Below are 25073 nucleotides of genomic sequence, written 5' to 3' on the forward strand. Positions count from 1 at the left end.
CTTAAATTTAGACCTAGCCACGGATCTAACTTAAATTTAACATTAATAATCTGACTTTTTTGAAAAAACTAACTCATATGCCTGCAGCCTCATCCCGTTTTACTTTACGCCCTTACCAACAAGAAGCCGTTGACGCGACAATCCAGCACTTTCGACGTCACACTACGCCCGCGGTGATTGTGCTCCCGACAGGGGCAGGAAAAAGCTTAGTGATCGCAGAATTAGCGAGATTAGCTCGTGGGCGCGTATTAGTTTTAGCGCATGTCAAAGAGTTAGTTGAGCAAAATCACGCCAAATATCTGACTTATGGTCTAGAGGCAGATATCTTCGCAGCAGGTCTCAATCGCAAAGAATCCCACAGTAAAGTGGTCTTTGGAAGCGTACAATCGGTAGCACGTAATCTTGAACACTTTGACGACAAATTCTCTTTAGTTATCATCGATGAATGTCATCGCATCAGCTTAAACGAAGAAAGTCAGTATCAACAAATTATCCTAAGCTTACAAAAGCATAACTCTGCACTGCGCATTTTAGGTTTGACCGCAACTCCCTATCGCCTAGGGCATGGGTGGATTTACCAATACCACTACCACGGAATGGTTAAAGGGGATGAACACTGTTTTTTCCGTGATTGTATCTATGAATTGCCGCTGCATTACATGATCAAAAACCAATTTTTGGTTCCCCCTGAACGCCTTGATATGCCAGTGCTGCAGTATGATTTTAGTCAGGTATCGGTTAACCAATCGGGAATTTTTAGCGAGCAAGAACTCAATTTATCCCTCAAAAAACAGCAGCGCATTACACCAAAAATTGTGGCGCAGATTATTGAGTATGCCACGCCGTTACAAGGGTGCATGATTTTTGCCGCTACGGTTGAACATGCTAAAGAGATCCTCAGTTATTTACCACAAAATACCGCTGCATTAGTCACCGCAGAGACACCATCCCTTGAGCGCCAAAACATCATTCAGCAATTTAAAAATAAGCAATTACATTATCTTGTCAACGTTTCAGTACTGACCACAGGTTTTGATGCGCCACACGTAGACGTAATTGCCATCTTACGTCCAACAGAGTCCGTCAGCTTATATCAGCAAATCGTTGGACGTGGCTTACGTTTGAGTGAAGGAAAGAAACTGTGCCTAATTCTGGACTATGCCGGAAATCCTCATGACCTCTTTCGTCCCGAAGTGGGTAGCAGCAAACCCAATTCCACCAGCGTTCCAGTCCAAGTTTTCTGTCCACTGTGTCAGTTTGCCAATGTTTTTTGGGGAAAATGTACTGCAGATGGTCAAATTGTCGAGCACTACGGGCGTCGTTGCCAAGGGTGGGAAGAAGATGAGCATGGACGAAAACAACAATGTGAGTTCCGCTTTCGATTTAAACAGTGCCCCCATTGTGGCGCGGAAAATGATATTGCCGCACGACGTTGCCATAAATGCCAAGAAGTCCTCACGGACCCCGATGATATGCTTAAAGCCGCTTTACGGCTTAAAGATGCTCTAATCTTACGCTGCGGAGGAATGGAACTCACTTCAGGCTCGGATGCAAAAGGCGAGTGGCTGAAAATCACTTACTATGATGAGGATGGCACGTCGGTGTCTGAGCGTTTTAGACTCACCACTTCTGCTCAAAAACGCGCATTTGAATTTCGATTCTTACGAGAACATCATCGAGCCCCTGGTGTTCCTTTCCATTGGAATAATGCAAACGACATTATTTCACAGCAAGCTTTATTACGTTACCCGCAATTTGTTGTTGCGCGAAAAAAAGAAAGCTACTGGGAGATTAGAGAAAAAATCTTTGATTATCAGGGACGTTTCCGTCTTGCCGCATCATTAAGATAATCAGAAAAAACGCGATTAATGATGAATAAATCATGCCAAGTCAGAAAGATAATGATCTTAATGATTGCCCGCTAGCCGTTTTTTCGTTAAAATGCCGCCCGCCTTTGTATGTCTCGCTTCGCGAAATGATGTTACAGGGCCAAATCTCGAACCTGCTGCTGGGTCGCCTGTAGCAGGATTTTTATTTTTTCTTTTATAGAGAAATTGTAATGTTAACTATCAATGCAATTGAACGTAAAGAGCAGGGTAAGGGTGCGAGCCGCCGCCTGCGCAGAGCTAACCAACTGCCGGCTATCGTTTACGGTGGCAACCAAGAAGCTATCTCTGTTACTCTGAGCCACGATGAAATCATTAACCAAGAAAGCAAAGCTGAATTTTACGAAGTTCTGACTCTGGTTATCGATGGTAAAGAAACTAAAGTAAAAGTTCAGGCTGTTCAACGTCACCCATTTAAGCCAAAAGTGACGCATATTGACTTCCTGCGCGCTTAATTAAGCCCATAGCCGAGCTTTAAAGTTTTTTCGGGACGCCGAGTAAATAACGCCGCAATTGCGGCGTTATTTATTTTTAAGACAAGATTTCTAACGTAAGATTTCTATAGAAAATCCATCGTTCACTATTTATTACCGCGGCGTTGCAACTGGTCACGCAGATTCGGCGGTGTACCACGGATAGTCAATGTGTCTGTCACGGGATCCCAAAAAATACGCTCTCCCATTAACATCGCATCAAAGCTAATTGTGATCCCCCCACCACTGCCTGAAAATTTCGTCAACTGCTTTAAAGTACCGCGATCAGCAGGAAAACTCTCTTCCAATTGATAATCATTTTGGCGAGTGAAATCTTCAAAGCTTTGCTCTTCCACCATCGGTAGCTCTTTTGAGAGTTCCTTCAACTCAATCTCTTCGCCTGATTGCAATTGCTCACTGCAATAGCTATGAACTTGTTGGCGATAAGCTTGGCGAGTATTTTTATCCATCTGCGCATTATCACAAAAATCATCCAATGCTTGGACTAACCCTTTATTCTGTACCTTCGCATTCAAACCTTCAGATGCAGCCAAGAAATCCATAAAGAAATCAGAAACTTTACGCCCTACTCGCCCTTTAAGGAAAGTCAGATAACGCTTCGACTCTGGATTGGTTTCCCATTCAGTCAAATCAATACGTGCCACAATATCCGCATGAGGAATATCTAAGTAATGAGTCGTACCTAAATCGAGGGATTCGGTCACAAACATGCTATCGCAGCTATTAAGAACGGCAATCAGCAGGTATTCCACCGCTAAATAACGATATTGGCAGAAGAGAACGATGCCGCCTTCAGCAAACGGGTATTTTGCCAGCTCATCTTTTAAACGCACGGTCATTGCGCGGCTAAAGCCTAAAAACTCTTCTTCGCCCTTACGCAGTAACGTTAACGCTTCAGCCAGTTCACTCTCTTCGTTAAACTCACCGAATGCCTTACTTTTTGCACTGTATACACGATGTAATTCTGCCATCATGTCTTGCACAACATTGTCTGTCGTCAATAACGAATCACGCAACATGACTTCTAAAGTCTGTTCATCTCGTTTAATCAACTGGTGTAACGCTATCTGGGTAATTTCCAGACTCATTGTTGGCTCCTTTCGCTAGCAGAAATAATGTCGCGTATTCAAACACTGTTAGTATTTGTCTGCAACTGAAACCGTTAACCGCCATTTTTTTATTACTTTTATGGCGAACTATTATCCACTTCGGTGATCTAAATAAACATTATTATCAATTAAACGAAAATTTGTTTAAAGAAAGAAGAAAAGTCACCCACAATGGGCTATCATATGGAGCTTTCATTAATTTAGGATGTCATAATTTATGCCACAATCATCTCGCTATAGTGATGAAAAAGTTGAAGGTTTACTGTCTGACCTTGTTAGTGTGTTAGAAAAAAACCATACTCCCGTTGATCTATCATTAATGGTACTTGGTAACATGGTTACCAATCTGCTCAATACGTCTGTCGCCCCTGCTCAGCGTAAAATGATTGCAGAGTCCTTTGCCAATGCATTACTTTCTTCTGTACAAGAAGATAAATCACACTAATTTGGTTGATAAATAAACAGCATGGTCACCCATCAGCGCTACCGTGATAAAGTCTCCAACATGATTGGTTGGGGGCACTGGTTTGCACTTTTTAATATACTACTTTGCCTTTTGCTAAGTAGCAGCTATCTGTTTATTTTTGACTGGCCAGATACCTTCGCTGGTCGCGCTTATGCCTTCGTCAGTTGGTTGGGTCATTTCAGTTTCGTGGTGTTCGCCACTTACTTGCTAATCATCTTTCCACTGACCTTTATCGTTATGTCCCAACGATTGTTGAGGGTTATCTGTGTGGCGCTAGCCACTGCGGGACTCACCTTATTACTCTTTGATATTCGCGTTTTTAGCCAATTTGGCCTCCATCTTACACCGCAGGTTTGGGATTTAGTGATTAACCCCGCCAAAGGTGAAATGGCACGCGAATGGCAACTGATGTTCATCAGTATCCCCATTATCTTTCTGGTTGAGATGCTATTTGCGACCTGGAGCTGGCAAAAACTACGCAGCTTAAGCCGACAAACATTTGGGCGCCCACTGGCAGGTCTATTCATCGCAACATTTGTGATGTCACATTTAATGTATGCGTGGGCGGATGCCAATTTTTATCGCCCGATCACGATGCAACGCTATAACTACCCGCTGTCTCAACCAATGACAGCGCGCAAACTTCTTGATAAATATGGGCTACTTGACCTAACTGCACATCAAAATCGTGTCTTCCAGCAAGGTAGCCCAACTGCACTAAAACTTCAGTACCCATTGAAGCCACTTAGCTACCAAGACCAAGGTACGGGTTACAATTTACTTTTATTGGTTGTCGATGATTTAGGTAATGTTTCTCAGCAAAACCAAATGAACTCACTGAAAGAGTTCAAAAATATCAGCTCCCAATTTACCAATCACTATACTTCTGGGTTACGCAATGATACCGCCCTATTTGGGCTGTTCTACGGTATTTCATCAAGTTATATTGATAATATTCTCAATGGTCGCCACCCTTCTGTCTTGGTTGAAGCTTTACAACATCAAGGCTATCAGTTTGGTTTATTCTCCACTGATGGGTTTAGCTCACCATTATTCCGACAAGCGATTTTATCTGACTACTCTTTGCCGACAAAAGCATCGGACAGTGACAAACAAACTATTGCACAGTGGAATTTATGGCTGGATAACGTGAAGCATGGCTCACCTTGGTTCTCATTCTTAAACATCAAGGGAGCGCCGGGAAGTAATCAAACGGATAACCAAATCAGCCAAGTCATTGATACGCTGAAGAGCCAGAACAAGCTTAACAATACCATTGTGGTGATCACAGCAAACTACAACAGTAACGGTTCGCAAGAGACTGATTGGGTGAATAAGAAACACTTTAACCGTGACAGTATGCAAGTTCCGTTATTTATCTACTGGCCGAATACTCCAGCACAACAAATTGATAAGCTGACTAGCCATCAAGACGTAATGACCACCCTCATGCAGCGGGTGTTACATGTCAATAACCCGCCTGATGATTACAGCCAAGGTGAAGATCTCTTCAGTGCGCAGCGCACTTATCCGTGGGTGATCACCGGCGATAAAAGCGATGTCGTCATTACCACCAACAGCGCGACCATGTATATGGATCATAATGGCCAATTTAATATCTATGACCCACAAGGCAACGAGCAGACTGACGACAAACCAGACCTTGCTGAGCTACTGAAAATCTTCACTGAACTTAAACGTTTCAATGAAAATTAGCGCTTAAATTTCAATCAGTCATCTGGGTTTGCTCTTGATTTTGCCCATGTTTTGAGTAGTATATTTTTTGCCTAAAGCCCTTGTTGTAAAGGCATGTATTCATTAATCGGCACGTAGCGCAGCTTGGTAGCGCACGGTCATGGGGTGTCCGGGGTCGGAGGTTCAAATCCTCTCGTGCCGACCAAATTCCCACTCAAGCCAGCCTTTTCGGTTGGCTTTTTGTTATTCAATACTTCCCTTTCTTTGACCATTATCTGATAGCCAAATTGCATCGCTATCGGAATAATAGACACTATTCTTTTAACCTTTTATTAAGGACACAGTATGTCGCTATCCGTCACCGTTACATTATCACGCCAAGAATTTATCGCCTTTAGCCGATACTGCCATAAAAATAACTACTTTTTACCCAAAAACCGCAGCTTGCTCACTTATACTCTGCTCTATTTGGCTTTCTTTGCCATCATGGGAGGGGTATTCACCTTACTCCAGCATTTTGATATCGAGCTTAATATGGGGCAATTTGTTGTCGCTGTTCTGATGGCGATATTACTTTATGCCATCTTTGCAATACGTTTGTTTAAAACATTGAACAAAGCGATTCCTGATGCAGATAGCTCGACTTTCTGCACAAAAACATTCACGGCAGATGAGAATGGATTACACATTGAGAGTGCTTATGGTTTATGGCATTACAATTGGAATTCAATGCGTTTTATAAAACAAAATGGAGATACACATTATCTATTTATTGATAGAACTAGCGCCTTTATTTTCCCAAAACGAGCGTTTGATTCACACGAAAATTATCTAAAGTTTGTGCAATACCTCACTGAACAAAATTATTCTTCAAATAATCCGGAATAAATCTTAGTAAACCAAATTAATTTAGCATAATCATCCATTATACTTTATTTTAAATTTTGCGAGTAATTTATATTCGCTACACATTTTTTTACACTTTATTTTTAGCTTTAATTAACGATTTATATTAAAAACTAGAAATAACTCCACGAATAGTAGTTCGCCTATATTATCGTCCGATATCACTCTCTTTATGTGTAGAATTATTTATATATTCTAAATTCCTTAAGAATAATCTCTATTTTCACTATCAAAATTTCCTGCAAAAAATCCACTCACTTTCATTATGAATACACATTAGCTTTGATTTTAAATAATTTTTAATTAATTAAATAGCTGCTAATACGTAAAAATACGTTACGTCACACTCAAACATAAAATCATATCCATTAGAAACCTTGATCTATCAGCCTTAAAATTATATAAAATAGCAAACTGATTTAAGCCAAATTAAAGTTGAAGAATATATTTCATTTACCAATAATTCATATTTAAAGCGAGTAATACCACTAAAGGACTCCTAAAATGTCAGATAGCTTCCAAAATGAAGTACCGAAGGCTCGGGTTAATATCAAATTAGACTTGCACACGGGTGGTGCGCAGAAAAAAGTGGAATTACCACTTAAATTATTAGCTGTTGGTGATTACAGCAATGGACAAGATAATCGAGCATTATCTGAGCGCGAAAAAGTTAATATCAATAAAAATAACTTTAATAGTGTGCTCACTGAATTTGCACCGGCCATTAATCTCACAGTGAAAAACACCCTTGCCGGTGATGGAAGTGAAGAAAGCATCAACCTCTCTTTCAAAAACATGAAAGATTTTGAGCCTGAGCAAGTTGCCCGTCAAATTCCTCAACTACGCGCAATGTTAGCTATGCGCAATTTGCTGCGTGACCTGAAATCTAATCTCCTCGATAACGCAACGTTCCGCCGTGAACTGGAAAACATCCTTAAAGATCCAGAGCTCAGTGATGAACTTCGTGAAGAGCTAGCACAGCTAGCACCGAAGAAAGATTAATTTGGATTATTAAAGGATTATGCTGATGTCTGTAAAAACTGAATCAACTCAAGGCGCAACAACTGTGCTGGATGACACCTCAAATCAAGGTGTTTATGCTTCTTTGTTCGAAAAAATCAATTTAACGCCAGTCGCATCAATCAGTGATATTAACGCATTCCAAGACAATGCAGCCTTGGCAGATGCAACGGCTGACGAACGCGTCACTGTCGCCGTTCAGGTCTTCCTCGATCGTTTAAAATCATCAGGTCAAAAAGTCGAGCGTTTAGATAGAAACCTGCTCGACCATCATATTGCTGAACTTGATAAGCAAATCAGCCAACAATTGGATGAAGTCATGCACCACCAAGACTTCCAAAAAGTTGAATCCACTTGGCGTGGCTTGAAATTCCTGGTTGACCGCACTGATTTTCGTCAAAACGTCAAAATTGAACTGCTAGATATTGCGAAAGACGATTTACGCCAAGATTTCGAAGATAGCCCAGAAGTCATTCAAAGCGGCCTTTATCACCATACTTACATTGCGGAATATGACACCCCAGGTGGCGAACCTATCGCAGCAATGATTTCTAACTATGAGTTTGACCGTAGCCCGCAAGATATCGCCTTACTGCGTAGCATCTCCAAAGTCTCAGCATCCGCACATATGCCATTTATCGGCTCTGTAGGACCAAAATTCTTCGGTAAAGAGACGATGGAAGAAGTGGCGGCAATCAAAGATATTGGCAACTATTTTGACCGCGCTGAGTACATCAAATGGAAATCATTCCGTGACTCTGATGATGCTCGATATATCGGCTTAACTATGCCTCGTGTGCTTGGTCGTCTGCCATATGGCCCAGATACTGTACCGGTTCGTAGCTTCAACTACGTTGAAGAAGTTAAAGGCCCAGACCACGAGAAATACCTGTGGACCAACGCCACCTTTGCTTTTGCTGCCAACATGGTTAAAAGTTTTATCAACAATGGTTGGTGTGTCCAAATTCGTGGACCTCAAGCCGGTGGTGCTGTTAAAGATCTCCCAATCCACCTGTTTGATTTAGGAACGGGCAGTCAGGTCAAAATTCCATCCGAAGTGATGATCCCAGAGACCCGTGAATTTGAATTCGCCAATCTTGGATTTATCCCGCTGTCTTACTACAAAAACCGTGATTACTCCTGTTTCTTCTCTGCTAACTCGGCGCAGAAGCCCGCGTTATACGATACGGCTGATGCCACCGCAAACAGCCGTATCAACGCTCGTTTGCCATACATTTTCTTACTGTCCCGTATCGCCCATTACTTGAAGCTGATTCAACGCGAAAACATTGGTACCACCAAAGACAGACGCTTACTTGAATTAGAACTCAACAACTGGGTTCGTGGCTTAGTGACTGAAATGACCGATCCTGGTGATGATTTACAAGCTTCTCACCCGCTGCGTGATGCAAAAGTGGTTGTTGAAGATATCGAAGATAACCCGGGCTTCTTCCGTGTGAAACTGTACGCAGTTCCACACTTCCAAGTCGAAGGTATGGATGTTGATTTATCGCTAGTTTCACAAATGCCTAAAGCAAAAGCCTAACGGTTATTAAAGGTCATTCAGGATGAAAATCTACCGTCCCCTATGGACAGACGGGGCCTTTTTGGCCCCTCAGCAATTTCAACAGCAAGCCCGTTGGGACGGTCATGTTGCTGAAGTGGTCGCACAAATGGGTATCGCCTCCACGTGGGGCGTCATTAGTACCGAGTTTGATGTCAGTGCATTAACGCTCTCTCGCGTAAGCGCCCAAAAAATCGTGGTGCGCTTTCACGATGGCACACTGATTGACACAACCTTAGCTGATGCCCTTCCTCCGGTATTATCCCTCAATGATTATGCGGATCGCCAGTCATTGGATATCGTTCTGGCATTGCCTTTAATGCTAGCCAATGGCGGAAACTTAGTTCCTGAAACAGGAACCGATCGCCCACGTCGATTTAGCCAAGAATGGGTTAAAGTTCAAGACTTATTAGGGCATGAACAAACAGACATTGCCGTGTTACGTCACGTGGCAACACTGCGTTTTGCTCATGATGAGAACGAGGCTTACATGACTTGCCCTGTTGCGCGCCTTATTCGCAACGCTCAAGGGATGTGGGAATTTGATAGCCACTTCATTCCACCCTTACTTTCCTGTCAAGGAAGTGCTGAATTACGAACACGGCTTTCTGAGTTTATGCACCGTTTAGTGGCTAAGCGCCGTCGTTTAATGGCGCTACGTCGCGAAAGTAATGAAAAAATGGCCGACTTTGTGGTCGCTGATGTTTCACTATTTTGGTTACTGAATTCACTGAATAGTGCCGAGCCGGTCCTCAATGAACTCAGCACCGCATTACATCGTCATCCTGAATTACTCTATCGAGAGCTAGCTCGTTTAGCGGGCAGCTTATTAACTTTTTCTTTAGAAAGTAAGCTGGAAGATATCCCGCTATACAAACATGAGCAGCCAGAACTCGTTTTCCCACCTCTTTTTGCCTTGTTAAATACACTGCTTGAAGCCAGTTTGCCTTCTCGTGTGATTAGCATTGAATTGGCGAAAGAAGGTCCATTCTGGAAAGGTCAACTCCATGACGGTCGATTACGTGAAGAAGCCGATTTTTACTTATCGGTTCGCTCATCATTGCCTGCTCACTTATTGATCGCCCAATTTCCACTCCTTTGCAAAGCGGGCAGCAGTGATGATGTGGCGGACGTCGTTAATGTGGCACTCAATGGTATTCCATTGAAACCGCTCAGTCATGTCCCAACGGCGGTTCCTCTTCGCTTAGAAAATCAATATTTTGCGCTAGATATTGAAACACCTGCGGGTCAAGCCATGCTCTCTTCTGGGCAATGTGCGTTCTATGTTCCGAGCACGTTAGGTGACATTCAATTAGAGCTGTTTGCGGTACTTCGCTCATGAACAATACAACATCGCACCATACTATCGACATGATCTTCGCCCAAACTTGGCTGATGGTTTGTCAATTGCATCAAGGCACCGCCATCACTCAAGGGGATAATTTTTATCGTCGCGTTTGCCAACTCATTGATGACACTCGTCAAAAACTGCTCGAACATGGCTACCCTGAATCCGCCATTGAACATATGCAATACGCTCAATGTGCCCTGATTGATGAATCTGTGATGAATCGCCAACACCAAGATGATGGCTACAACACATGGATCCAGTCTCCTTTGCAAGCGCGCTACTTCAATACATTAGAAGCGGGAGACAAACTTTGGGATCGCCTACGCAGCATTTTGAATGAAACCGCCCCTAACCCTGACGTATTACTCTGTTTTCATCGCGTACTTACCCTCGGATTTGTCGGTAAGTTTCGCCAAAAAGAAGCGCCAGAACGTGAGCGCATCGTCGCTCAACTCAATGTTCAACTTCCAGACTATCTGATCGCGTCAGAATTACCTCTCGTCGTAAAACCTAAATTACGGTTTAGCCGTCGTAAACTTTACTGGTTTGGTTGGATAGGTGGCATCTTAATACTCGCCGCCATGTGGTGGGGGTTTAGTGCTTCGCTAGAACATTTACTACAACAGTGGATGACACAAGGATAGGCATGCAAAATCCAATCAAACAGTGTCTGACGCTTTTTGCTACGGGGCTTTTTTGTGGCTACTCTGGGGATTTTGGTCTCTAGGGCAAAGTGTCACCATTTTTGTTTCCGTCTTCGTCTTAGTACTGACGGGGGGAATGTTGTTTTGGCAATATAAACAACGACGCCAAGTGTTATCCACTGAACATGATTATACGGGTGCATTTCCTACTGATAATTATCAGGGGCCTGTCATTTTAGTCTGTGGTCAATCTCAAGCACTATTCCTGGATGACCAATTACACAGAGAAACAAATCAAGGTTGGTACATTCGTGTATCCGCGCCCACAGAGCTCGTTAAACTGATTGCCGCATTGGTGGAATATGCCCCTTCGCTATCGGGTCACTTATCCTTACTTTACGTTGTATTACCCGAGCAACTGACCCAACAAGAAACCCTGACACAAGCGCTACTCAATTGGCGTCGAGCGATTGGAGAAGGCCGTCAAAAAATCGGTGCTAAATTGCCATTTTGGGTAACGGTATACCTTTCTAAACCTCATCACGCTGAAACCGCTATACATGTTGATGATGAACATACCCCTTGGATGACGTTACTCAGCCACCAAACTGAATTTCAAGTAGAGCAAGAAGGCGCGATGTCGGTCCCTTACTCCGTGTGGCTACCTACGCATTTCGGACAGTCAGAACAAAGCCTGCAATTTTCGCTGTGGCTAGACACCTTACAAAGTTGGCTAAACCAGGTTTTAGTGCCTCAATTCACCCTGCCTCAAGCTGGAGCACCGAAGCAAATCCCTTCAGCATGGGCCATTCAGTGGATAGATATCACTAGTCAGCCGAACAATTTATGGCAGCAATTCATCCAAGAAAAAACCACATTGCCATTACGCTCCTCAGTACAAACAACGGATTTACTCCCTTTGCCGGATGTCATGCTACGCCGATTACATCATGATATTAGCTTAAGCCGAACGGAAAAAAGCCTCGGTGCAATTGGCGCTATTTTTGGGATTTTCTTAGTGGGTGCTTTAGTCGGCAGCTACCACCACAACCAACAACTCATTCGCCATATTGGTGAAGATATTGCTCGTTTCTCTCAGCTTTCAGATGTTCCACTCGCACCAAAATTGACCGCTTATCAGCAGCTCCAAGGTGATGCCGCTGAGCTTGCACGCTGGGAGCGTGAAGGGATCCCAAGCGCTTACTCTTTAGCGTTATATCAAGGTAATCGAATATTGCCTTACTTACATACTCTGCTAGGAAGTTGGGCGCCTTCTCAACCTGAAATCGCCCCTGAAGCGCCGACTGCACCACCTCAAATTGTCACTTTGGATAGCTTGTCTTTATTCGATGTTGGGCAATACACACTCAAAACAGGCGCGACCAAAGTATTAGTTGATGCGTTACTCAATATCAAAGCCAAACCCGGCTGGTTAATTATGGTTTCTGGCTATACCGATAACACCGGGAATCCAGAACAAAATCAAAAACTGTCGTTAAAACGCGCAGAGTCTGTCCGTGATTGGATGATTCAAACCAGCGATATCTCGCCAACCTGCTTTGCTGTGCAGGGATACGGGCAAAATAACCCCGTTGCCGACAACAACACCACTGACGGACGAGCTCGCAATCGCCGCGTAGAAATTCGCCTGATACCTCAAGCTGAAGCTTGTCAGATATTAGGCGTCAACACCGTACCATCGATGGATGGTGGTACACATTCCACACGAAAGGAGAAGTAGTTATGGCTATTCCAGTTTATTTATGGCTGAAAGATGATGGCGGTGCTGAAATTAAAGGTTCTGTCGACGTACAAGACCGTGAAGGCAGCATCGAAGTGGTTGCTCAAGACCATAACCTGTACATCCCAACGGATAACAATACCGGTAAATTAACAGGTACTCGTATCCATACGCCATTCATTTTCGTTAAAGAAATTGATGCTTCAAGCCCTTATCTTTACAAGGCTGTGACCACGGGTCAAACCTTGAAAGAAGCTGAATTCAAATGGTATCGCATTGATGACGCAGGACAAGAAGTCGAATATTTCAACACCAAACTTGAAAACGTCAAAGTCGTGAAAGTCGCTCCAAAAATGCACGACATCAAAGATCCAGGTAAAGAAAAGCACAACCATCTCGAAGAGATTGAGCTGCGCTATGAAAAAATCACTTGGACATACAAAGACGGCAACATCATCCATTCCGATTCTTGGAATGAGCGTGCTACCGCTTAATTAAGACAAGCAGGCGTTTCGGCGTCTGCTTTTTTCTTGCGCCTCTTGCGCAACCTCACTCACACACAACACATTTTGCCATTAAACAAGCTATACGCGCTTTCAACCGCGCATTCCCATCGCGAATATCACCTTATGAACCTCGGTTAACGGTTAAGGGCGGTAGCGTGCCTAAACACATTGATATCCACCAGATTATCTAGGGAGAGAACATGGAAAATTCTTCAGTTATGTTATTGCGTCGCCTAAACCCTTTCTGTGCAAATGCACTAGAGGCAGCAGCTTCCTTGTGCCAAACACGCGCCCATGCTGAGGTTACCATCGAACATTGGTTACTCAAGCTGCTTGAGCTAGGAGAAAATGATATCACTGTGTTAGCGCGCCGCTATGAGTGGGATATTTCTGCACTTTGGCAAAGCCTGTTAACAGAAATCGACAGCCTACCCCGCTCTATCCATAGCCGCCCCTCCCTCTCAAAATCACTCCTAAACTTAATTCAAAACGCATGGGTGATTGCTTCATTGGATGAAGATATCGAGCACATTCGCAGCGTCCATATTCTTGCGGCGATGGTGAAGCAACCCTCTTTAGTTCCGAACGACGCCCTTTGGCCATTAATGACCTTAAGCATCACACAATTACAACGCTTAAGACCGATGCTTGATGCGCAATCCGATGAACGCCCTGAAGTTCAGCAACTTGCGGCGCATAATCAATCTTTGCCAGTAGAAGCACCACTTGAAACGCAATCAACAAACGAAACTCCAGCACCGAATGTCATCGGTAACACACTGAATGATGCCTTACTCGCCGTGCTGAATAAATTTACGGTGGATGTGACCGAAAAAGCACGCGAAGGCGCGATTGACCCTGTCTTTGGACGTGATGATGAAATCCGTCAAATGGTGGATATTTTGTCTCGCCGTCGCAAAAACAACCCCATTCTCGTGGGCGAACCGGGTGTCGGGAAAACCGCGTTAGTGGAAGGCTTAGCCCTACGTATCGTTAAAGGTAATGTTCCTGTCAGCCTGCAAACCACATCATTACGCACATTAGATTTAGGGCTACTGCAAGCGGGGGCTGGCGTCAAAGGTGAATTTGAGCAGCGCCTAAAAAACGTGATTGAAGCCGTACAACAATCTCCTACTCCGATTTTACTGTTTATCGATGAAGCCCATACCATCATTGGCGCAGGCAACCAAGCCGGTGGCGCTGATGCCGCTAACTTACTCAAACCTGCCCTTGCCCGTGGTGAATTGCGTACGATTGCCGCCACCACTTGGTCTGAATATAAGCAATATTTCGAGCGTGACGCCGCTTTAGAACGCCGCTTCCAAATCGTCAAAGTCGATGAGCCAGATGACGAGAAAGCCTGTTTAATGCTGCGTGGACTAAAACCGCGCTACGCAAAATATCATGGTGTTCACATTACCGATGATGCGGTCAAAGCCGCCGTCACCTTATCTCGCCGTTACTTAACAGGTCGTCAACTCCCCGATAAAGCCGTGGATCTTCTCGATACCGCCAGCGCCCGTATCCGCATGAGCCTCGATACGCTCCCTGAAGAACTGACCCGTTTAAAAGCCAAGCGCAATGCATTAGAACTTGAACAGCAAGCGATCCTTGATGATTTGGCGATTGGCAACACCACCAACCAATCCCTACTGAGCGAATTAGTCACTCAAGATGCCCAAATCGCCATACAGCTGGCTGAGTTAGAACAACGTTTTGAGCAAGAAAAAAACCTTATCAGCGAGCTCTTAGAGCAGCGTCGCCAATCCCAAGATGTCAGCGATATCCAATCACAGTTAGAACTCGTTCAACAAAATGAACCGCTGATCACCCCCGATGTGGATGTTAGAACTGTGGCCACTGTCATCGCCGACTGGACAGGCGTGCCATTATCCAGCCTATTAAAAGACGAACAAACCGAACTGCTGGAGTTAGAAGACTCGCTAGGTAAACGCGTTGTGGGTCAAGAAAGCCCATTACAGGGGCTTGGACAGCGACTGCGTGCTGCTCGCACGGGTCTCGCCTCAGAAAATGGCCCTCAAGGGGTATTTTTATTAGTGGGTCCGAGCGGGATCGGTAAAACTGAAACCGCCTTAGCCTTGGCAGATGTCCTGTTTGGTGGCGAAAAATCCTTAATCACCATCAACATGTCCGAATATCAAGAAGCCCACACCGTTAGCCAATTAAAAGGCTCGCCTCCAGGTTATGTGGGTTATGGTCAAGGCGGCATTTTAACGGAAGCCGTTCGCAAGCGTCCTTACAGCGTCGTGTTACTTGATGAGGTGGAAAAAGCCCACCGCGATGTACTCAACCTGTTTTATCAAGTTTTCGACCGTGGATTTATGCGCGATGGCGAAGGTCGTGAAATTGATTTTCGTAATACCGTGATCTTAATGACAGCCAACTTGGGCAGTGACTTGTTGATGCAGCAACTCGAAGAGTTCCCTGAATCTACCGACGGCGAGCTGCAAGAACTGCTGCGCCCAACTTTGCGTGACCACTTCCAACCTGCTTTACTCGCTCGCTTCCAAACCTTAATTTATCGCCCATTAGGCCCTGTCGCTCTGCGCCAAATTGTTGAAATGAAACTGGGCAGCGTCATTAAGCGTCTTTACACCCACTACAAGCTTGAAGGCATTATCGAAGAAGCGCTGTATGACACGCTCGTGAGCGCCTGTTTATTACCTGACACCGGCGCCCGCAATATAGACAGCCTGCTGAATCAGCAGATTTTACCAGTACTTAGCCAGCAATTACTCATGCGCCAAGCTAACCACCAGCAAGCACAAAGCCTAACTTTGGGTTATAGCGAAGAAGACGGGATCACCCTGAGTTTCAGTGATATTGAGGAGATAAATCCATGAGCCTACTCGATACAGCAAAAAACCTCCTTCAAGGACAAAACCGCTATCGCCTAGAAGTGCAAGGCTGCTCAGATTTACTGGACGTTGAACATTTTACGGGCCGTGAAGCCGCTAGCGATATCTATCGTTATCAAATTACGTTTACCTGTTCCGCCCAAGATCTTTCTGCTCAACAATTATTGCGCCGTAATGCCAGCCTGACATTTTCTGCGCCGATAAATAACGTAATGGGACTCGCCACTCAGCCGAGCGTTGCCAAGCGTGTTCATGGGGTGGTGACGGATTTTCGTCGTCTCTCTGGTTCTGCGGATGAAGCGCGCTACCAGTTAGTCATCGAGCCTTTTTTTGCGCTACTGCGCCATCAGATTCGCAGCCACCGTTTCTTTATCAACCAATCCATTCCTGATGTGGTTGAACAGATCCTGCGTGAACATAATTTCAAAGGCTGGGAGTTCGAATTTCATCTCGACAAAGCGTACCCAAAACGCGAACAAATCAACCAAATTAACGAAAGCGACCGCCAATTTATTGAGCGTTTACTTAGTGAAGTGGGTATTTTTTATCGCTTTGGTTTACAAGATGATACCCAAACCGAGGTACTCCACTTTACGGACAGTCAACGCGGTTATGTGTATGACAAAACGCTGCCATTAAATAGCCCATCTGGGCTGAGCGATAACCATGTTGACAGTGTTTGGGGATTATCTTTGCGTCATCAAGTAGTTGAAAGTACTGTTTTTGCCAAAGATTATAACCACAGACTGGCGGAAGATACGTTGATTTCCGCTGTCGCGGACATGACGCGCGGCGACGGCGAAAAAACTAACTACGGCGATGTTTACCACTATAAAGCCCGCCACCTGACCCGAGGGGATAAAATTCGCCCTGAAACCGAAACCGCTAACTTCTGGGCAAGACTCGATCACGAGCGCTTTTTAGCGCGTCAGACTTTACTACGCGGAGAAAGTAGCGCAGCAGACCTGACACCATTATTAGTGCTAAGTATTCAAGATAACCCGCTCAGTTCGACGTTACCCAGCGTATTCAAATCGCCGATTTTAATTACTCGCCTACGCTTTACCGCCAGCCGAGATAAAGCGCTAACCGTCCGTTTTGACGCCGTGCCATACACGGAATCACTGTGCTGGCGTCCTGCACTAAAACCGCGCCCAGTCATTGCCGGAACATTAATGGCGCGTGTCACCAGCGCAAAAGACCACGACATTTATGCTCACCAAAATGAACATGGGTTTTATTGGGTCAAATTCGACGCAGATCGTGATGATAAAACCAAGGGCTATGAAAGTATGCCCGTGCGTTTGGCGAAACCTTACGCGGGTGATACTTATGGGATGCATTTCCCACTGATTCAAGGGACTGAAGTCGCTATCGCCTTCCATGAGGGCGATCCAGACCGCCCTTACATCGCCCACGCACTGCATGATTCTCGCCACCCCGACCACGTTACGGATAAAAATAACACCCGCAACGTGATCCGCACGCCTGCGAATAACAAATTGCGCATGGAGGATAAACGCGGGCAAGAGCATATTAAGCTCAGCACCGAGTATGGCGGAAAAACCCAGTTAAACCTGGGGCATTTGGTCAACGCCGAGCGCGAACAACGCGGCGACGGTTTTGAGTTACGTACTGACAGCTGGGGCGCAATTCGCGCGGGTAAAGGGTTATTCATTACCACCGATAAGCAGGATAAAGCTGGTGGTGACGTGTTGGCGATGGAAGAGGCAATACAGCAACTAGAGCAAGCATTATCGATTGCTAGAAATTTATCAAATTCAGCGGAAATCAGCGGAACGGCAGCAAGTGATCTTGATGCGCAAGAGCAACTAAAGAATAATTTATCGCAACTTACTGCGCCTGGATTATTAGTCCATGCACCTGAAGGAATTGGTGTTTTCACACCAAAACCAATTAGCATCGGTTCAGGCCAAGAAAGCATTGCTATCTCTGCATCAAAATCTATCAACTTATCAGCAAATAAAACTCTAACTATCAACGCAGAAAATGATGCCAATATTTATGCTCAACATAATGGTATTAAAGTTTTTGCAAAATATGGAAATATTGATGTTGAAGCTCAAAATGATGCAATGTCACTTCTATCAAAACAAGATTTAAAAGTTCAATCGATTGATGGCAAGGTTCATATCACTGCAGGACAAGAGATTATTCTGAACTGTGGTGGGGCATATATCAAGATCTCCGATGGAAATATTGAATTAGGTAGCCCAAATAATATTTTACTGAAAACAACCAATGTTCAAAAAATGGGGGCTACTAGCTTTTCATCTACGCCACCCGAAATTCCTGTCGGATTTAGTGAACAATTCACTTTACGTGATAAAGACTCAAACAAAATTTTACCTTATACCGATTATACCGTGACGACAGAAGATGGAGAGGTTTTCACAGGAACATCAAGTGCTGAAGGGAAAACACTCGATATTATTACAGCAATTCCTACAAAATTGTCTGCTATTACTCATAGAAATAAAGACAAAGAAAAGCCTGAATAACGGTGGATAATTATGCAAAAAAATCAAACACAATCGAAAACAAATAACGTGGATGGTAGTAATAAAGATGCTTACTCATCAAGCGAGCCTAATCTTTATTATCATCCAGATACTAATGAATTAATTTTTGTCCCAGATGATGCTCTTGAATTAGAAAGCCGGCATTTATGTACGCTCGTAAAAAATAAACATAGTCGCTTAGCTCAAATTGATAACTTACTCGATAGCACATCTTTAAAAGAAAGAGAAAAAAACTCCGACGAGTTCGTTAATAAGCTATTAAACTGCCATGAAGAATACAATCAAGCTGCAAATGAACTTAATAAAATAGTTTCAACATTAACTGTCATTATTGATGAGAATGAGAAAGAGGATAAAAAAAATCGCTCATTACTAGATTCCAGTGCAGGTAGTGACAATCTGAATATTGTTGAGCTACTCAAAGTACAAGCTAGCGGTGGGTTTAAATATCGCTACGTTCGTTCCGATCAAATAGATGCCAAAGGCAAACATGAAGTTGTAGTGGTCAACTAAAATTGGCCACGGTTTTAGAGTTTTTCCGGTATTGGTTTTCTGATTCGTTTGGTGGTAATCCACCGTTATATTCATGCGGCCTGACTTCGCTGTAATACCCGACGATATAATCCGTTATTGCATGGGCTGCTTCACTGAAGCTGATGTAGCCGGTCACCGGCACCCACTCATTTTTCAGACTTCTGAAGAAGCGCTCCATCGGGCTGTTATCCCAGCAGTTACCACGCCTACTCATACTTTGTTTTATCCGGTATCGCCACAGTAACTGTCGGAACTGCCTGCTTGTATAGTGGCTACCCTGATCACTGTGGAACATGAGCCCGGATGGCTTATTTCGTATTTCCCATGCCATTTTCAGCGCTTTGGTTGTCAGTTTGCTGTCCGGAGAAAATGACATTGCCCAGCCCACGGGTTTCCTTGCGAACAGGTCGAGTACAACGGCCAGGTATGCCCAGCGTTTACCGGTCCAGATATACGTTACGTCGCCGCACCATACCTGATTGGGCTCTGTCACTGCGAACTGTCGCTCAAGGTGGTTCGGGATAGCAATGTGTTCATGACCGCCACGTTTATACCGGTGAACAGGCTGCTGACAGCTCACCAGCCCCATCTCCTTCATTAGCCGTCCGGCAAGCCATCGTCCCATCCGGAAGCCCCTGTGTGTTGCCATTACAGCGATACTTCTTGCACCTGCTGAGCCATGACTGAGGCCGTGCAGCTCCTGAACCTGACTACGTAATACGGCTCTCCTGCCGTCCGGATTGTCAGGCCGGTTTTCCCGGTATCTATAGCTGCTGCGGTGAACTCCGAACACGCAGCAAAGAGTGGCCACAGGATAATGCGCTCTGAGTTTCCCGATCACCGAGACCTGTTCAGGGAGTCTGACATCAAGAGCGCGGTAGCCTTTTTTAATATTTCGTTTTCCATTTCAATACGTTGAATTTTTTTCTTCAGCTCACGTATCTCAATTTGTTCCGGCGTGATAGGGGATGCTTTCGGTGTTTTGCCTGCCCGTTCGTCCCGTAATTGCTTTACCCACCGCGTCAAGGTGGAAAGCCCGACATTCATGGCTTTCGCGGCATCTGCAACTGTATAGTTCTGATCCACAACCAGCTGGGCTGATTCACGTCTGAATTCTGCACTGAAATTTCGTTTTTTCATTAAGGCACCTGTGTTGTTCTGAGGTGAGCATATCACCTCTGTTCAGGTGGCCAAATTTATTAAACCACTACAAGTACATAAATTAGAACGTAGTGATATAAGTAACGAAGAAAAGAAAAAAATAATTAACCGGGTAATAGAAACAGATACAAATGGAAACCAAACAGAAAAACTAGCAGTTGATACTGAGCAACTAAAAGAAGCATTAAAGGAAATTGAACCTGCTTTTAAATATCAACTTTTTGAATTAGAGGGTGATAGCGGAACACTCGGTGAATGGGCTGGAAGCTTCCAAAAGTGGGCAGAAGACGTTAATAAAAGCTTGGACTCAACACCGCCAACTAAAACAAAATATGCATCCTTTGATAAAAAAGCGCAAATCATGCGATGGAGTTACGGAGGTGATGGCAATATCGAAATTTCCAATGGCTCCCTTGGCGGAAATAAAGATAGAAAAGCACAAGCTAAAGCCAATATTTATGGCAACTTCGCATTTGCAGAAGCAAAAGCGGAAGGAAGAATTCACTTACCAAACCGCCAAGGTGTTCAATTTTTATACCCGACAAGAAATCCAAAGTCCACAACCCGGGTCATTGGTGACTTTGGCGCTTTAAGCTACAAAGAAATGATGGCGTCGATGGGAGCTTTTAGATTTGATATCGCTCTCACATTAGCTGGCATGTTAGGAGCCAGCTTTGGCTTACAAGCAAGTGTGAATCTTTCAACTGAGGGTTTAAGAGGCTCTCAATCTTCAACAACAGATAATAATCGCATTCAATTAAGCGATGTTAAAGGATCTGATATCACCAAGTCTGCAGATGCTCTTGGCTTGAATTCGGAAGCCAGTGTATTTGTTGGCGTTAAAGGTGGTGTTGAGTTGGCTGGTGAGTTTCTCTGGTTAAGTCCAGAATTAACCCCTGCCCAACGGAAAAAATATGAACAAACTGATGGCTTCTGTTCTATTGCTAAAGTAGCAACAGGAACAGATTTTATGATGGGAGCAGGTGCAACTGCACAATTTGCTATAGCTGTTCTAGATGGCAAAATATACCTTACTGCGCATGCAGAGCTATGTTGGGGAGCTGGAGCCGGAGGTCACCTCTCTTTTGAAGTAAATATGGATAAAATTATGGAAGAGTTTATGCCATGCTTTGTTCATATGCTACGTGATATTGATTACATAAAAATGCTAAAAATCATCACTGAGAAAGATTTTTTAGCTATTTGTCAATTACCAATCCTAATTGCTATGGGTGCAGGCATAGCAATTTATCAAGGTTTATATGATGCAACTCGATATTTTGAAACTGCTTGGCAAAATAAAAAAAATCGAGAAAAATTAATGGCTGCCATTATTAAAAATAATGGTGATGATTTTAAATTTACACCCCCAGAAACAAAAGGGGCTGTTATTGCTGCTCTTTTAGAGCACGAATTTTGGGAAAATCATTTTTATGGGCAAAGTCATAAATTAATCCCTGGTGAAATAGATGGAACTTTTAGCACCAGAAAACGCGCCATTCTGTATATCCTTCGATGGGCTCAATCACAACGCGATTTTGATAATATTATTCAACACTTAAGTACCGTACCTGATGGTTCTAAATTAAGTATCCCTATCAATACCACATATATTCTGTCGTTTTTATCTTTAGGTGAGGAGACCAAAACTCATTACACTGACCGAGGTAAAATATACTCTAGAGCAAGTCGCTATGCAGAAATTTTTGGTACGCTCAGAGATAAATTACCTAATGAAAAATTAGCTAAACAAAATAATGGAACCCCTTTTAAAGAGTACATTACAGTTTCCGATGTGACTAGCCGCACATTATGGTCTAGAGATGGTGTCAATTGGAAAGAAAATTTATATGGTAATAGTTAATTATATTTTCCCTATAAACTAACTTTCTTTTAAATTTAATTAGAAAATTCATTACAATTCAAAAGGCAATATTAAATGAGGCACACTAAATTCCATATCACTATCCCTCTTGTTTTTTTACTTACAGCTTGTGATAACACCCCTACCGCAGAACAACAAAAACAAGCTCAACAACTGGTCAATAACACTTTAAATAATATGGTATTTGTTGAGGGCGGAACTTTTTTAATGGGGGATTTCGGTGGTAAAGATGGTGTTTCAACCCTCTATTACAGTCCACGTAAAGATAATAAATTTACCCACAACGTAACCCTCGATAGTTTCAGTATCTCAAAAAGTAAAGTTTCCTGGGGAGAATATCTATTATGGATAGATTTAACAAATAAGCCGTTACCTAAAAGTTATATTGCAATAAAAGAGTGGACACGGTATCCCCCCGCTAAAGAGTTTATTAAAGATAATTATTTAGCCTCCGTTGGTTGGCAAGACGCTAAAGATTATTGCCAATGGATTGGGCAACAAAGTGGTTTACCAGTTGACTTACCTACAGAAGCGCAATGGGAGTATGCGGCTCGTAGTCAAGGTCAATTTTTACGTTATTCAACGGATAATGGTCAATTTGGTACTTTCGTTGATCCTTCCTCCGAACCGTATATTGTACTAAATAAACGTAAACCAAACCCCCTAGGATTATATGATATGCTAGGCAATGGTTGGGATTGGACCAATGATTGGTACGATGAAAATTACTATTCGGTATCCCCCGAAAAAAATCCGCAAGGTCCCCAATCCGGTACCACTAAAGTTGCTCGGGGCTCTTCGGGTACCAGCTTTTTAAGTAACCAGAATATTGACCGTTATGCTATGGAACCAGTTTTAAACGATATCACGATTACAGGGCGAGGTTTTCGCTGTGCAATCCAATCCCCAACCCCTATCCAACCCATAACTAAATAGCCATGATATTCTTTAATCAAACATACCGTACTGTTTTACTAATGAGCTTCGGGCTATTAATGGGTTGTGATCAGCAGCCTACCGCAGAACAACAAAAACAAGCTCAACAACTGGTCAATAACACTTTAAATAATATGGTATTTGTTGAGGGCGGAACTTTTTTAATGGGAGATTTTGGTGGTAAAGATGGTAAATCCAATTTTGTTTATAGTATTAGCAAGGATAATAAATTTACCCATAATGTAACCCTCGATAGTTTCAGCATTTCAAAAAGTAAGGTTTCATGGGGCGAATACTTGCAATGGCTAGATATCATGGGAAAACCTCTGCCCGATAATTATAAAAAACTGAAAGAACAAATAGACTATATATCGATGAAAAAATTTACCAATGATAATTATCTCGCCTCTGTTAACTGGCAAGATGCTAAAGATTATTGCCAGTGGATTGGGCTACAAAGTGGATTACCGGTTGACTTACCTACCGAAGCGCAATGGGAGTATGCGGCTCGTAGTCGAGGTCAATTTTTGAATTACTCAAGTGACAATGGTAAATTTGGCGACTTTATTGATCCATCCTCAGAGCAGTATGTTCCACTAAATAAACGTAAACCCAATCCCCTAGGGTTATATGATATGATCGGCAATGGCTGGGATTGGACCAATGACTGGTACGATGAAAACTACTATTCAGTTTCTCCCGAAAAAAATCCACAAGGCCCTCAATCGGGTACGACCAAAGTAACTCGAGGCTCTGCGGGTACTAATTTTATGGATAACCAGAATATTGAACGCTATGCTATGCCTCCTGTATTAACAGAGATAATGAGCACAGGGCGAGGTTTTCGCTGCGCAATCCAATCTCCAACCCCTATCCAACCCGTAACTAAATAGCCATGATATTCTTTAATCAAACATACCGTACTGTTTTACTGATTAGTTTTGGGGGATTAATTGGCTGTGATGACGGGCAAAAAGCGCAGAATGCCGCGCAGTTACGCGAAATTTCGATGGAGAATATGGTGCCTATTCCCGGCGGACGTTTTCAGATGGGGGATTTTGGACCACTTTTTGATGAAAAATTGCCGTACAGCAGTGATCCTTCAACCCGACCGTTGCACTGGGTTTCATTGCACGATTTTAAGATGGGAAAATACCGGGTGACGTGGGGGGAATTTAATCGTTGGCTCGATTTGCAAGGACGCAATAAAACTGATTATTACGTCGATGTATTGAATAACCCCTACGCCCAAAAAGATAAACTTGGGGATGATTATCCGGCGCAAGTCTCATGGCAGGATGCAAAGGCTTATTGTCAATGGCTAGGGAAGGTGAGCGGTAGAAAAACGGATTTGCCCACCGAAGCCCAGTGGGAATACGCAGCTCGCAGTGGGGGGCAATTTTTAATTTTCGGTAACAGTGATAATCAGATGCACTATGAGCAAGATCCTGAGCGAAACTTTGTATCATGGGGAAAACCTGTCGGCAGTTTTGCACCGAACCCTATCGGACTATACGACATGATGGGCAATGGGCTTGATTGGGTGAATGATTGGTACAGTGAAGATTATTATCAACACTCACCCGAAGATAATCCTCAAGGCCCTGAGAGTGGCGAGAAAAAAGTGACTCGTGGCTACCATGACAGTATGGATGGATCATCTACGATCTCTCGAGGAGGTGAAATCCCTGACCATGAATTTGGTGAAGGGTTTCGGTGTGTGGAAAACCTGTAAAAGGTTAAGTACCCTACC

General features: G+C 43.6%; 20 protein-coding genes and 1 tRNA gene. 19 read left to right on the forward strand and 2 right to left on the reverse strand.

The genetic code is table 11. The annotated features are described in order from the left end of the window. Positions 1-77 precede the first annotated feature (77 nt). Both radD and rplY read left to right on the forward strand, forming a co-directional pair. Complete coding sequence (radD, locus tag QS795_RS10205; RefSeq protein WP_286270503.1) at positions 78-1850, forward strand: DNA repair helicase RadD; 1773 nt, start codon at positions 78-80, stop codon at positions 1848-1850. Positions 1851-2059: 209 nt separating this feature from the next. Then, a complete protein-coding gene (gene rplY / locus QS795_RS10210; protein WP_286270462.1) occupies positions 2060-2341 on the forward strand; it encodes a 50S ribosomal protein L25 in 282 nt (93 codons plus the stop codon). Positions 2342-2466: 125 nt separating this feature from the next. Here rplY and yejK read toward each other — a convergent pair whose 3' ends face one another. Beyond that, positions 2467-3468: a nucleoid-associated protein YejK gene (gene yejK / locus QS795_RS10215; protein ID WP_108477940.1), complete on the reverse strand. Its 1002-nt coding sequence runs from the start codon at positions 3466-3468 to the stop codon at positions 2467-2469. A 238-nt stretch (positions 3469-3706) separates the two neighbouring features. Here yejK and QS795_RS10220 point away from each other — a divergent pair, with 238 nt between their 5' ends. The 13 genes from QS795_RS10220 to QS795_RS10280 all read left to right on the forward strand — a co-directional run bounded on the left by QS795_RS10220 (position 3707) and on the right by QS795_RS10280 (position 19317). Next, a complete protein-coding gene (locus QS795_RS10220) occupies positions 3707-3934 on the forward strand; it encodes a YejL family protein (protein ID WP_108477939.1) in 228 nt (75 codons plus the stop codon). Between the two features lie 21 nt (positions 3935-3955). Further along, positions 3956-5671 carry an LPS biosynthesis-modulating metalloenzyme YejM gene (gene yejM, locus QS795_RS10225; RefSeq protein WP_154603554.1) on the forward strand — a complete coding sequence of 572 codons (1716 nt, stop codon included), beginning with the start codon at positions 3956-3958 and terminating at the stop codon, positions 5669-5671. Between the two features lie 107 nt (positions 5672-5778). Next, positions 5779-5855 (forward strand) — tRNA-Pro (locus tag QS795_RS10230). Between the two features lie 140 nt (positions 5856-5995). Then, positions 5996-6538, forward strand: a complete 543-nt coding sequence (locus tag QS795_RS10235) for a YcxB family protein (RefSeq protein WP_286270469.1) — start codon at positions 5996-5998, stop codon at positions 6536-6538. A gap of 522 nt (positions 6539-7060) precedes the next feature. Continuing rightward, complete coding sequence (gene tssB / locus QS795_RS10240; protein ID WP_154603552.1) at positions 7061-7558, forward strand: type VI secretion system contractile sheath small subunit; 498 nt, start codon at positions 7061-7063, stop codon at positions 7556-7558. Positions 7559-7577: 19 nt separating this feature from the next. Then, entirely contained in the window at positions 7578-9122 is a 1545-nt protein-coding gene (gene tssC / locus QS795_RS10245; protein WP_154603551.1) for a type VI secretion system contractile sheath large subunit, read from the forward strand. A gap of 22 nt (positions 9123-9144) precedes the next feature. After that, positions 9145-10482, forward strand: coding sequence for a type VI secretion system baseplate subunit TssK (gene tssK / locus QS795_RS10250; protein WP_318626457.1), 1338 nt, complete (start codon positions 9145-9147; stop codon positions 10480-10482). Next, positions 10479-11135: a type VI secretion system protein TssL, short form gene (gene tssL / locus QS795_RS10255; RefSeq protein WP_318626458.1), complete on the forward strand. Its 657-nt coding sequence runs from the start codon at positions 10479-10481 to the stop codon at positions 11133-11135. The genes tssK and tssL overlap by 4 nt, the downstream gene beginning before the upstream one ends. A 52-nt stretch (positions 11136-11187) precedes the next feature. Beyond that, positions 11188-12876: an OmpA family protein gene (locus QS795_RS10260; RefSeq protein ID WP_286270474.1), complete on the forward strand. Its 1689-nt coding sequence runs from the start codon at positions 11188-11190 to the stop codon at positions 12874-12876. A 2-nt stretch (positions 12877-12878) separates the two neighbouring features. Continuing rightward, positions 12879-13370: an Hcp family type VI secretion system effector gene (locus tag QS795_RS10265; RefSeq protein ID WP_006660409.1), complete on the forward strand. Its 492-nt coding sequence runs from the start codon at positions 12879-12881 to the stop codon at positions 13368-13370. A 212-nt stretch (positions 13371-13582) separates the two neighbouring features. Further along, positions 13583-16246: a type VI secretion system ATPase TssH gene (tssH, locus tag QS795_RS10270; RefSeq protein WP_318626459.1), complete on the forward strand. Its 2664-nt coding sequence runs from the start codon at positions 13583-13585 to the stop codon at positions 16244-16246. After that, a complete protein-coding gene (locus tag QS795_RS10275) occupies positions 16243-18783 on the forward strand; it encodes a type VI secretion system Vgr family protein (RefSeq protein ID WP_286270481.1) in 2541 nt (846 codons plus the stop codon). The genes tssH and QS795_RS10275 overlap by 4 nt, the downstream gene beginning before the upstream one ends. Before the next feature lie 12 nt (positions 18784-18795). Next, on the forward strand, positions 18796-19317 hold the full coding sequence (locus QS795_RS10280; protein WP_286270483.1) for a hypothetical protein: 522 nt from the start codon (positions 18796-18798) through the stop codon (positions 19315-19317). Here the strand turns inward: QS795_RS10280 and QS795_RS10285 are convergent. Beyond that, positions 19310-20478, reverse strand: a protein-coding gene (locus QS795_RS10285) for an IS3 family transposase (RefSeq protein WP_166685554.1) whose coding sequence is annotated in 2 segments (ribosomal slippage) — positions 19310-20229 and positions 20229-20478 — 1170 coding nt in all. Because the reading frame shifts where the segments join, the coding sequence is not laid out codon by codon here. The two genes, QS795_RS10280 and QS795_RS10285, sit on opposite strands and share 8 nt — an antisense overlap. Positions 20479-20524: 46 nt before the next feature. Between QS795_RS10285 and QS795_RS10290 the strand changes: the two genes are divergently transcribed. The 4 genes from QS795_RS10290 to QS795_RS10305 all read left to right on the forward strand — a co-directional run bounded on the left by QS795_RS10290 (position 20525) and on the right by QS795_RS10305 (position 25055). Continuing rightward, the gene (locus QS795_RS10290; RefSeq protein ID WP_318626460.1) at positions 20525-22363 is read left to right on the forward strand and encodes a hypothetical protein; all 1839 of its coding nucleotides are present in this window, start codon (positions 20525-20527) and stop codon (positions 22361-22363) included. A gap of 75 nt (positions 22364-22438) precedes the next feature. Further along, the gene (locus QS795_RS10295) at positions 22439-23320 is read left to right on the forward strand and encodes a formylglycine-generating enzyme family protein (protein WP_286268586.1); all 882 of its coding nucleotides are present in this window, start codon (positions 22439-22441) and stop codon (positions 23318-23320) included. Between the two features lie 59 nt (positions 23321-23379). Further along, positions 23380-24213: a formylglycine-generating enzyme family protein gene (locus QS795_RS10300; RefSeq protein ID WP_318626461.1), complete on the forward strand. Its 834-nt coding sequence runs from the start codon at positions 23380-23382 to the stop codon at positions 24211-24213. Between the two features lie 2 nt (positions 24214-24215). After that, positions 24216-25055: a formylglycine-generating enzyme family protein gene (locus QS795_RS10305; RefSeq protein WP_286268591.1), complete on the forward strand. Its 840-nt coding sequence runs from the start codon at positions 24216-24218 to the stop codon at positions 25053-25055. Positions 25056-25073: the final 18 nt, after the last annotated feature.

This window comes from Providencia zhijiangensis (genome assembly GCF_030315915.2).
In the GTDB taxonomy this organism is placed as follows: domain Bacteria; phylum Pseudomonadota; class Gammaproteobacteria; order Enterobacterales; family Enterobacteriaceae; genus Providencia; species Providencia zhijiangensis.